At 67.3% G+C, this 10500-nt stretch carries 11 protein-coding genes; 2 read left to right on the top strand and 9 right to left on the bottom strand.

Annotated elements, in window-relative coordinates; translation table 11 throughout:
* Positions 1-299: 299 nt before the first annotated feature.
* Both RB628_RS37760 and RB628_RS37755 read right to left on the bottom strand, forming a co-directional pair.
* Complete coding sequence (locus RB628_RS37760) at positions 300-863, bottom strand: nitrilase-related carbon-nitrogen hydrolase (RefSeq protein WP_318325167.1); 564 nt, start codon at positions 861-863, stop codon at positions 300-302.
* A 55-nt stretch (positions 864-918) separates the two neighbouring features.
* Complete coding sequence (locus RB628_RS37755; protein WP_318325166.1) at positions 919-1521, bottom strand: hypothetical protein; 603 nt, start codon at positions 1519-1521, stop codon at positions 919-921.
* A 202-nt stretch (positions 1522-1723) separates the two neighbouring features.
* Between RB628_RS37755 and RB628_RS37750 the strand changes: the two genes are divergently transcribed.
* Together RB628_RS37750 and RB628_RS37745 are read left to right on the top strand one after the other, a co-directional pair.
* Entirely contained in the window at positions 1724-2533 is an 810-nt protein-coding gene (locus RB628_RS37750) for a hypothetical protein (protein WP_318325165.1), read from the top strand.
* 178 nt (positions 2534-2711) lie between these two features.
* Positions 2712-3164, top strand: coding sequence for a hypothetical protein (locus tag RB628_RS37745; RefSeq protein ID WP_318325164.1), 453 nt, complete (start codon positions 2712-2714; stop codon positions 3162-3164).
* 220 nt (positions 3165-3384) lie between these two features.
* On the opposite strand, the gene RB628_RS37740 is transcribed toward RB628_RS37745, so the two are convergent.
* The 7 genes from RB628_RS37740 to RB628_RS37710 all read right to left on the bottom strand — a co-directional run bounded on the left by RB628_RS37740 (position 3385) and on the right by RB628_RS37710 (position 10036).
* Complete coding sequence (locus tag RB628_RS37740; RefSeq protein ID WP_318325163.1) at positions 3385-3672, bottom strand: hypothetical protein; 288 nt, start codon at positions 3670-3672, stop codon at positions 3385-3387.
* A 60-nt stretch (positions 3673-3732) separates the two neighbouring features.
* Positions 3733-3984 carry a hypothetical protein gene (locus RB628_RS37735; protein ID WP_318325162.1) on the bottom strand — a complete coding sequence of 84 codons (252 nt, stop codon included), beginning with the start codon at positions 3982-3984 and terminating at the stop codon, positions 3733-3735.
* 842 nt (positions 3985-4826) lie between these two features.
* Positions 4827-5390 (bottom strand): hypothetical protein, encoded by a 564-nt coding sequence (locus tag RB628_RS37730; RefSeq protein WP_318325161.1) that lies wholly within the window; start codon positions 5388-5390, stop codon positions 4827-4829.
* Positions 5391-5424: 34 nt separating this feature from the next.
* The gene (locus tag RB628_RS37725) at positions 5425-5568 is read right to left on the bottom strand and encodes a hypothetical protein (RefSeq protein WP_318325160.1); all 144 of its coding nucleotides are present in this window, start codon (positions 5566-5568) and stop codon (positions 5425-5427) included.
* Positions 5569-5679: 111 nt separating this feature from the next.
* Positions 5680-5889, bottom strand: coding sequence for a hypothetical protein (locus tag RB628_RS37720; RefSeq protein ID WP_318325159.1), 210 nt, complete (start codon positions 5887-5889; stop codon positions 5680-5682).
* 1058 nt (positions 5890-6947) lie between these two features.
* Positions 6948-9338 (bottom strand): tetratricopeptide repeat protein, encoded by a 2391-nt coding sequence (locus RB628_RS37715; RefSeq protein ID WP_318325158.1) that lies wholly within the window; start codon positions 9336-9338, stop codon positions 6948-6950.
* Between the two features lie 239 nt (positions 9339-9577).
* Positions 9578-10036, bottom strand: coding sequence for a hypothetical protein (locus RB628_RS37710; RefSeq protein WP_318325157.1), 459 nt, complete (start codon positions 10034-10036; stop codon positions 9578-9580).
* Positions 10037-10500: the final 464 nt, after the last annotated feature.

The raw sequence follows: 10500 nt of genomic DNA, 5'->3' as shown, positions 1-10500 counted from the left end.
CGCCTCCGTCTCGGCTTCCCGCCCGGTGGACCCGCGCGTGGCGTTCTCCCGCACCTGATAGTGGCCAGTTGGATCTCCCCGCTGGCGGCCACCACGTGGGGATATATCTGGCCGCCAGCCGTAACTCTGTGTAGACAATTGGGGCCCGGCTTGGAACCTCGCTTGCTCTCCAGGGCTGGGTGCTTGGCGTCGCCTTCAGTGGGCGGGGCGCAGGGTGGGGTCGAGAGCGAGGCGGTTGTCGGTGGGGTGGTGGCCTTCGGGGCTGAAGGGCGGCACGGTGGCGGGGAGGCAGTCGGCGATCAGGAGGCAGTCGTGCTGGCGGTCTTCGGCGCCGGCGGCGACCAGCGGCTCGCCGTCAGGGCCCCAGACGCCGGAGTTCCCCTGGTACTGCCAGTTGCCTGCCGGGACCTGTTCCCAGCCGCGGCGGTTGGCGTAGGCGATGAACAGCTCATGGTCCCGTCAGCCAGGCGGAAGTGACCGTCGGCCGCCGTGGGGCCCAGCACGATTTTCGCTCCCCGCTCGGCCAGGTACTGGTAGAGCGGTGGGAACTCGCACTCGTAGCAGTTGAGGATGCCCACCTCGACATCGTTCAGGGAGACGACGGGCGGCAGTTCCTGGCCGAATGAGTAGTTGCGTCGCTCGGCTGCCCCGTACAGGTGGGTCTTGCGGTAGTTGGCCGTCACCTGGCCGTCGGCGGTGATCACGCTGATGGAATCGTAGAACAGTGCCTCGTCGCGTTCGGGATAGGGCAGCACCACAGCCAGGCCGTTTTCTTTCCTGGGCCGGGTGTAGCTCTCCTCGGGGGACGGATTGAGCGAAAGAGGCTCTGCCGCCTCTGAGTCTTCGGATCGCAGGATCACCACGCCGTCTACTACTGCTACCAGTTGATCCCGGACTGGTAGATCCGGAGACGTCGGGTTACTTGATGGTGCCGGTCCAGTTCGGGTCGTCGCCGAGGAAGCTGCCGCTCTCCAGCCAGGCGTCGTCCGTGCGGGACATGGTGAACACGATGTCCTTGCCGTCGCTCTTGGCGATGGAGTACTCGGACGTGAACGTGGCGGAGCGGCCGACAGCGAGGCGGCCAGCCATCTGCTTGGAGTCGGCTTCGACGTACAGGAATTCGGACTGGCCTCCGGTGGTCGCGCCTTGGGCGTCGTAGCTGAAGCTGTCCATGTCGTACGGCTTCTTGGTGCCGTTGGTGATGGTGAAGGTGACGCGGAACGGGATCTGGTTGGCGTCGGGCTTGGTGTCGTACTCGCCGAAGCGGGTGATGGTGCGAATGCTGTCGACCATCGCCTTCAAGCCGTCGGTGTAGGCGAAGGCGTCACCCACGGCAAGTTCGGTGTCCGGCTGCTCGTCGGCGTCCGCGGGCGGCGCGTCGCTCTCGGGTGAGCTGGAGGCCAGTGAGCTGGTCGCCGCGGTGGCGCGTTCGGCCGTCCCTTGTGCGGGCTCACTACAGGCGGTGAGCGTGGCGGCGGCGAGGATGGTGATGGTGGCGAGCGCGGTTCTTCTGGCGTGCATGGTCCCCCCAAGGACGGTCTGACTGCCCGTCATTGTGATGACAACATGGGGTTTATGGATGGGTTGTGCACGCTTCGTGGCGCATCTGTGACAGTGGCGGCTGTCCTCCGATTCAAGGACTTAGCGGGCCTATCCGCCCTAACTCGCCGGTCTGACCAGCCAATTGGCGTTTCCTCCCTGATCGATACGACAATTACCAATCATGTCAGATACTCCCTGGATTGCCGCCCAAGCGGCGGCTGGCTTCCTCGCCTTCGGCGCGGTCGCCTGGCAGGCCTACCGGATTCGTCAGGGCAACGAGGTTGCGCATCGTGCGCTCATCGCCTCCGAGGCTGTGGCGATCGATGCTGCCCGCGCTCGGCTGGATGCCCAAGCTCCTGCGGTGACCGTTCGGCTCACCGACGTGGCGTGGCCGCCGCACGGGGCGTCGCAGTTCGGCGTGATCGCGGGCGAGTGGCCTGCGGGCTACGAGTGGCACTTCCCGGCGAAGGAGAGCGAGCGGATCGTGTTGCAAGCCCGCGTCCTGGTCGAGAATCTGGCCCCGGAGCAGTATGTGTCCGTTGAGTATGGCGGCAACTTGATCCGCGAGAAGGATGGCCGTCGGCAGCCTGTCAGGCCGGCGGTGCTCTGGCCGAGCGGAAGAAGCACGGTGAGTCAAAACCTGTTCTTGCAGAAGGACTTCACGGTCAAGGAGCTGTCGGAGAACTACGAGGCCCGCCAGGAGGGCCGTCCTCTCCCGCATCGCGTGACCGGCACGGTCACCGTGCACGAACGCCGGGACAACGGCGTTACCGACACGTGGGAGCTGGAACTGACCGGCTGTCCGGTTCGTCCGGACAAGACGCGCTCCGGTATCTGGGTGGTCGACACGGAGAGCGGGATCGACTGCTTGGAGTTCGATTCGCATCCCACCCATCAGCGGACGTATTGGCTCTCACGTCGACGTCAGGAGCGCCTGCCCGAGCCGACGTATCGCTCAGAGGGCACAGAGGGCAGCCGCCCTCTGCCGTAAGGGAGCGAGCGGCTCGGCACGCCGTGGTGGCGTCCCGAGCCTTCTCTGTGGTCCGGGCGCTGCGGCAACGCGGCCCGCTCGGTGTCGGCCAGGTCACCCGCCCGCACCGCTCAGAGTGTGCTCTGTGCGCCCTCGCCATACCGTCGTGCTGTGTTGACCACGCGCGATGGAGGCTGCGGTGAAGAATCAGGTCATTGCCCTCACCCTGCTGGCGACGGTGCTCACGGCGTGCGGCACCGACGATGAGGGCGATGAGGAAGCCACCACCAGCCCGCCAACGACCAGCGCGCTCGTCACCAGCCCGTCGGCGGAAACCACCAGTGCAGTCCCTGAGGGCAAGGGCACTCGGCCTCCGATCGAGAGCGGTGACTGGCGACTGGACTCGGTCACAGTGCGGGACAGCGGTCTTGGCGATTTCGGCGGGCGGGCGCGCATCACCTACACGGGAGAGAACCCGGACGGCGGAACCAACACGTTCACGATCACGGTGTTCAAGGCAGGGAAGGATGTCGCCAGCCTTCTAGGGTCGGCCAGTGACGTGCCGCCAGGTCGCACGATCACTGCGGTTCTGGTCTCAACGGACAAGTTCGTGGCGGGGCCGTACACCTACGACTTCCAGAAGGGGTTCTGATCGCAGCGTCATCGACTGGGCCCCGCCACTCTTGGCGGGGCCATTCTCTGTGGGCGGGGCGACATGGGCCCCTCTAAGAGAAGGAGTCACGCCGTGGTGACGAGGGCCGGCCGTCGCGTCCGGTGTGCTTGGTGGTCATATGGTCGAGTGTGCCTGGTGGCTTTGGATTCGAAAGGCTGTGCGCGTCGTGGCGTCTTCGGATCGCAGGGCGGCGGGAGGGCTACTTGCCGTCGCTGTGGGCTTCGTACGAGCGGAGCACGGTGATGATGGCGAGGATGCCGCCCACGGCTGTAAGTGCGACGCCGACGACGAGGGCGGACGTGTCGGCTGGCAGCGGTGCGCACCACATGCTGTGGTCGACGTACCTCGCTGAGCCGCCGCACACCTGCTTGCTGGTGGCCTCGTGGATGAGGCTGATGCCGGTGAGGGCGAGCAGTGCCCATCCTCCGGCGTAGAAGGCGAGCTTGCGGGCGTTGCGGGCGGCCGGGGATCTCTGGGTGTTCGTCACGCGGAGATGATGCCGTAGGCGGGGCCGTGAGTCGACGGGCCGGCCGTCTCCGCCGGTGGGCTACAGGTCGCCGAGGACCTCCCGGCGTTTGGCCTCGGCCTGGCGGTTGAGGGCGTTCGTCATCCGCACGGCGGTGATGGTGAACGCAACGCCGCCGACGAGGAAGAGCACCTGGGTGATGACGCTGACGATGTGGATGTTCTGGGTGGCGAGGGCAATGCCGAGCATCACGAAGCCGCCGCAGAGCCAGGCGAACCAGATGCGGAACTTCTCGACCCTGACGGCCGTCTGCACGTCTCTGTAGTCGGACACTGCGTCCCCCTGAGATGGTGATGGTGGAGGCATTGTGGCGCCGAGCGGGCCGTCTGCGCAGGGGTATGACGGTGTTGTGGCGGACACAAGTGCCCGGCTGTTCGAACGGGTTGAGTGGGCGGCGGATCACATCGCAAGACTTCGGCCTCCCCCGGTTGGCAGGAAGGAGACCGAAGCCCCTTACGCCTCGACTACCCGAGAGTGAGGCCGACGGCGAGACCGACCAGGCAGGAGGGTCTGACAATGCACCTGCGTTCGCAGGGCGTTGGGCGCAGTCGACGGCGGGCTGGGACACGAGCGAGCCCCGCCACGGCCTTGGCGGGGCTCTCCTCAGTGGGTGGGGGTGGCAAGGGCCGCTCTTCAGGCTTGCGGCAGCCTCGCCGGTTCGTGGGCCCGTAGGCCGGGCCGGCTCCCATCCCTTCGCGCCACCCCTATGTGGGAATGCTTGGCGCCCAGTCCGGGGTTCAACCCCATCCGGGAGCACGGCGTTTGCGCGGGCCAGGCGGGACCGCCCGGTGATCGGCCGGGCGGTGCTCCGTCCTGACTCAGGCTACGCGTCAGCGGACGGCGAGGAGGTAGTGGCGGAGCTGGCGGTGCGGGTCGGGGAGGCCCACCGCATCGGCGTGCCTCTCTAGTACTCGGTGGGCTTGCCTGGAGGGGATTGGACCGGTGTTGAGGTTGCAGGTGCACGTAACGGTTGCGGTGCCGGTCGGCCGCCGTTTGGCGATGGAGTGCGCTTCATAGCGCACGGTGTGAGTAATCATGCTCGGCAGCGTGGCGCACCCCAGAGCAAGATCATTCCGGCCGCCGCGGTAGCGCCGGCGCGCGGCGTGCCGGACGGCTCAGGAGGCGTCGCCGCCCCCGGCCGTGCGCCAGTAGCCACGGCGGCCTTCGAGGGCGCGGGTGGCCGTGGCGCCGCACCAGCGGTTCGCGCCGCCCTCGGAGTCGTCGGGGGCGGGCCAGCGACCCCGGGAGCGGTCGGCGCGAATGGTCGCGGCGGTAGTGGCAGCCCTCTGCCTGGTGGCCGCGCCCCGTGGCCATGTACGGCCAATCCAAAGGCAGTTGCGGCAGGAGATGACCACCATGCGCAACCGGTTACGCGGAGCCGTCCCGGCGTCAGCTCTGTTCCTGCTCAGCCTGGCCGTGTGGCCCGCAGCCGAGACGCTGAAGGGCAGCGGGCCGACGTCACGGTCCACAACGAGCCGGCGACGCCGCAGGAAAGGACCGAGTTCCGTGAGGCGCTGCGATACCGGGAAGAGACCGGCAAGTGGCCGTGCCCCGAGAACGGCCGCCCGCCGCAGCAACCGGTGCAGGAGGGCGTGTCGGATCTGATACACCGGGCCGGGCCAGACGACTACGACTGCCCCACGCAGGACGACCAGCAGCAGGAAGGGCCCGGCCTTCACAACCGGGCTCTTCGCTGCTCCCTGCCTCTTGTTGTCAGAGCGCGTCGTACACGCCGACCGCGTACGCGCCGTGCTCGGACGAGTAAAGGTGGTTGTCGGCCCAGTTGCCAACATCGTCCGTGTAGCGGTGGCTGTTGGCGCCGACGATCCGCGCGTCGGTCGTCAGGCCCGAAGCCATCCTCAAACTCCGCGCAGAAAGACAACGGCGACCTCGAGGAGTACTGGCGACACCACCTCACCCGCGAACACGAACGCCTCTACCCCACCGCCGACCGACACGACGACCGCCTCACAGCCTGATCAGCGATCGTCCCTCAGCGAGAGCTACACCCACCTGGGCCAGGCGCTCCAGGTTTTCCCTTACCGCCTCATGGCTGGCGACCGGTCCCTGCCCCTGGTACAGCGCCACCCGCAGGCCCTCGCCAGCGGCGGGAGGAGTCCGCGCAGCGGAGCGGAACACGACACGAACGGGCTGCTTCATCAACAGGGTGCCTTCCATGATCAGCGATCCGTGTGACCGCCACCGCAGCAAGAGCGACTCGGCACGGCACCGGATACCGTCATGATCAAGAGCTCCATCCAGCCCTCCATCGGCAGGGCCACGCCACGCCGTCGGCCCCAGAGAACTGTTCGACGGTACAGACCCTCGGATCCACCCACGACGGCGTTCCTGGTTACCGGCCGTCACTTCGGAGCTGCCCGTCCTTGGGATTTTCCGGTGGCCGCTGTCACGCACCTGCTGACACCCAACACTCGTAAGGAAAAGCTCCCATGGCCGTTATCGGTAAGCCCGGCTATCGCAGCCTGCGGAATGCCAGGGACCACCGGTCATCGATCACCGTGGGACGGTGGCTCAGCCTGGGTGTCGATGGTGAGAGCCGAGCCCCGTCCCGCCCTCTCGGGACCGAGGCCGGTGGGCGCGATCGCCGGGACTTTCTCCGCCGTTCCTGGTACCACCGGACTCAACTGGGTTCCTCGACGCGCTCTTGCCTGCCTGCCGCGCGGCGTTCTCGCAAGCTCACGGCCCACGATGCCAGTGCGAGGCAGATGGGCAGGTACACCCACAAGTCAGAGGCACCAGAAGCTGCGAGGAGAAGCCATGAAGACACGGCAGCCGTAAGCAGTGCAGCGGGCAGCCACTGACACCAGGGGGGCAAGTGGCTCATCCGAAAGACTGACCAGGCCATCCAGGCGAAGATGCACAAGACGGGGATACCAAAGATCATCCAAGGCTCCGGAACATGGAGATGGGCGCTAGACCGGGCGAGATCGCCGACCCTAGTGCTCACTCCCGGGACCGGTCCCGAGTCATTCTCCTCCAGCCGCAGTCGTCACGGCAGCGCGGTCACAACCATTTACAAGAGCCCCATCAATGAGGGACAGCGTTCCACGGGCGCACTCTGTCTCGACTTTCATCGTTCTGAACCGCCCCGACCTCATCGACGGCTGTCTCGCCAGCACCGGACTCGCCCTCATCCGGCATCCGACAACACCCCGAAGAGATCAGTAACGGTCCGCCGGCTTCCGGCACGACCACCACCACGACGCCTAGGCCGTTCAGGCACGCCCGGCACGCGCCCGCCAGAAGGCGAGGTTGCGGCGGGTGAACCGGGTGAGCAGGTGCTCAGACCCCAACGCCTCCACGCAACCGTCCAGGATCTGCTCCAGCTCCGCCACCGCGCCCGCCGCGTTGCCGCCCAGCCCGCGCCAGCAGGCAGCGATGCGGCGGATCGACAGCGTGCCCTCCGCGTCCGTCGGCGCCGTGTGCTCGCTCAACAGGGATTCCCACAAGCCCGCCATTGTGCCGGCCTCGTTGTGGAAGTGTCGAGAGCTGATGATGCCCTTCAGCTGCGACAGACGGTACTCATCGGATGCCAATTCCCGCTCGTACTCGTCCATCACCTGCCAGTAGGCGCCGTGCCGATAGTGGTCGAGCCGATCACGGGTGCTCTTGAAGTCCTTGTCGTCGGGTGAGAACACGCGGTTCGCGTAGTTCATCGTGAGTTCCAGCTCGGCCAGCGCACCCACTTCGTCGCCGAGTTCGCTGTACGTGGTGGCGAGGTTTCGCCGCACCGCCAACGTCTCGCGATGGTCCGCGCCGTACACCCTCGTGAAATCCGCGAGCACTTCTTCCAGCTCTGTCGCGGCTTCGGCCATGTCGCCGCGTCTGATGCGGACGACCGCGAGGTGGTGCCGGGTGAGCAAGGTCTGCTCGCTGTTGCGGCCGAGTACCCGCTTCTGATGCTCGATCAACTCGTGCAGGACCTTGTCGAGACCCGACGTGTCGCCCTGGGAAATGCGCAGCCCGGCGAGCGTCTGTCGCGTGTACAGCGTGCTGACGTGGTCGAACCCCAACGCCCGCCGCTGGTCCTTCAGCACCTTCCTGAGTTCGCTCGTCCCGCCCTTGACGTCGCCCGAAATCACCCGCAGGTACCCGAGGAAGTAGCGGGTGAGCAGCGTGTCCTGGTCGTTGCGGCCCAGCACTCGCCGCTGGTCGGCGAGCACGTTCTCGAGTTCGTCCGCGCTGCCGCGATCGCCCGGTACGGCCGAGGCGTGGGCGAACGCCACCTTGCTGCGGGTGGCCAGGGTTGCCCGGTTGTGGCAACCCAGCGTCCGGGTCTGTTCCGCCAGCAGTGCCTCGAGCTCGGTGACTTCACCGCGCACGATCAAGCTGCGCACGGTCACGAGGTGGCCGTGGATGCTCCGGGTTTCGTGGTGGTCTTCGCCCAGCCGGCGTTGCGCCATGCCGTGCAGGTACTCGAAGTAGACAGCGGCGGGGTCGAGCAGGCCGGCGTCCTTGAGCGCCGTTCCGGCTCGGATCAGCAGCGGGTGCCCGCCGTTCAGCCAGAAATGATCGTCGGCCCAGCCGCGCAGTGCCATCGCGGCCGCGAAGAACACCTGGTTGCCCACGGGGTCGCTGCGCGCGTCCGGCCACGCTTCCACCAGGGCGTCGCCTGCCGCGCGCTCACCTGTGTCGGGCGGGTCGGGCCTCGGTGAGATCCAGTCGTTCGACGTGGCCCTGGCCCGCTCGTCGAGGACGGTGATCGCTACGTACTCCAGGAGGACGCGTCGCATCCAGGGGTCCAGCCGGAGCATCCGATGCGCGTCGATCGTGACAAGACCCAAGCGGTGCGCCTGGGCCAGCGCGCTTCGGACGTCGTTCGCGTCGACGGTTCTGCCCTGGCCGGCAGTGAGGTGCCGCGCGACGGCCGAGGTCCCGAAGAACGCCAGGGGAATGGCGCCGCCGTCCACCAGCGAGGCCAGGTCCAGCACCGGACGGGTCAGCCCGCTCGCGAGGTCGAGCAACAACGAACACGTGGCCACCACGGGGATGCGGAACGCGAAGCCGGGCCGCAGCGGCATGTAGGTACCCGCGAGCGACCTGTGCCGAGGGGCGACCTGCTCGTAGCGAGCCGACCACAGGCGACGGTATTCGGCGTACGTCGTGTCGCGGCTCGCCACGTAGTTCGCGGCGTGCGCCAGCACCAGAGGGAACTGTCCCAGCTCACTCGCGAGTTCCGCCGCACCTTCGGTCCGATGTCGACTTCCGTCCTGCCGTTCGTACAGGTACTCCACGGCTTCCTGCTCGTCGAACCCACCCACGAACGCCACGTGCACGTCCTCGCCGAACGCATCGACGTCCTCGATGCTGGTGGTCACCACGGTCCGCCCCGATGCGTGCCGGGGCGGCCACAGGTCACGCAGGTCGTCCACCATGGACAGATCGTCGAACACGATCAGCCACCGCAGGGGTGTCTCAGCCAACCAGGTCAGGAAGCGTTTGACCGCCTCGTCGCCTGCGGCTTCTTCGTTCAGCGCCTTGGCGGCAGCAAGGTAGCCGAGCTGGATCGCGTCCCGTGAGCCGGCGGTGATCCACACCAGCAGGTCGAGCTCACCGTCGTCCCACAGCCGCTCGGCGTGCGCAACTGCCAGCTGGGTCTTCCCCACACCTCTGTACCCGGCCAGCACCACGGCCCCACCAGCGTCCAGGTCCGCCGCGACAGCCCGCTCCCGGAAGCATTCAGCCGCCGGCGGCACCGCTCCGACCCGCTTAGGCCAGCTCTCCTCCGGCCGCAACGGCGGCGGCGCCGTGAACTGCTGGTGAAAGGTGACGATGAAGTCGCGGCCGGCCTCGATGTGGCGAAACCCCAGTGAAGGTACGGCGAACGGGGCCGGACCGGCCGCTGTCAAGGGTGGGCGGGGGAGCCACCTCCGTCGACCTGGATGCCCTCGATCACGATGCCGCCCCGCGTCCTCACGTGATCAAGGTTGACGCCGGTCGCGTCGCCGCGAACCTTCACGTCGACGATCCTGATGAGTTCGGCATCGACGTCGTTCAGGTCGACACCGACCGCCCTCGCAGCGGCCGCATCGTGCTCACGCACGGCTCTGACCACCTCGTGCGCCGCCCTGAGCACCTCGACGTCCTCGCCGACGCCGACGGCGGCCAGAACCTCCCGCAACGACTCCTGCTGGACCTCCGAGTCGGGCAACCGCTCCACCGCGCCGACCTCGACCTCGTGCCGCTGCACGATCAGGTTCTTCAACCCCAGGTACGCATCGCGCACAGCCGACTGAGCCTGCTCCTTCAGCCCGGCCGTCGCACCGGCCACCACCGCCGCGACGACAAGCGACACAGGATCCATTGCTCGGACCGCCCCCTCCGTTACTCCGACACTCGAAAACCTATACCCGATTGCCACCACGCATCCCAGCACTTTCGACGGGCAGTGATCTGTGACACCCCGTCAGCGCCATCTCAGCGGGGTCACGTCCGCAGTTTTAGGACGGCTTCGCGGGCCTTCTCCTCGGCCACGGCTATGAGCCGTTTCCGTGTGCCGTGGGTCTGGAAGTCTGCCTGCGACTTGGCCATGAGAGAGTCCGCCCTCTCTGCGGCTGCACAACGACGCGTACTTCGCCCGCTCCGCCTGCGCGGACTTCGCCTACGACCACGGCCTCAACGAGCCACAGTGACCGCAGGCGTCTATCACCCATCTCCGGCCGGGCCAAATCGCGGATTCTGCGGATCCTCTCTCCCTGACGGCCCGGCCACCTGGGCTCCCGTTCGCCACTCCCCTTCGAGGTAGACGCCGTGATCGCCCACCTGCAG

Origin of the sequence: Streptomyces sp. ADMS (assembly GCF_033441795.1) — a bacterium.
Lineage (GTDB): Bacteria > Actinomycetota > Actinomycetes > Streptomycetales > Streptomycetaceae > Streptomyces.
Note: the sequence above shows the minus strand (reverse complement) of the source record. Positions and strands in the feature narration are given on the sequence as shown.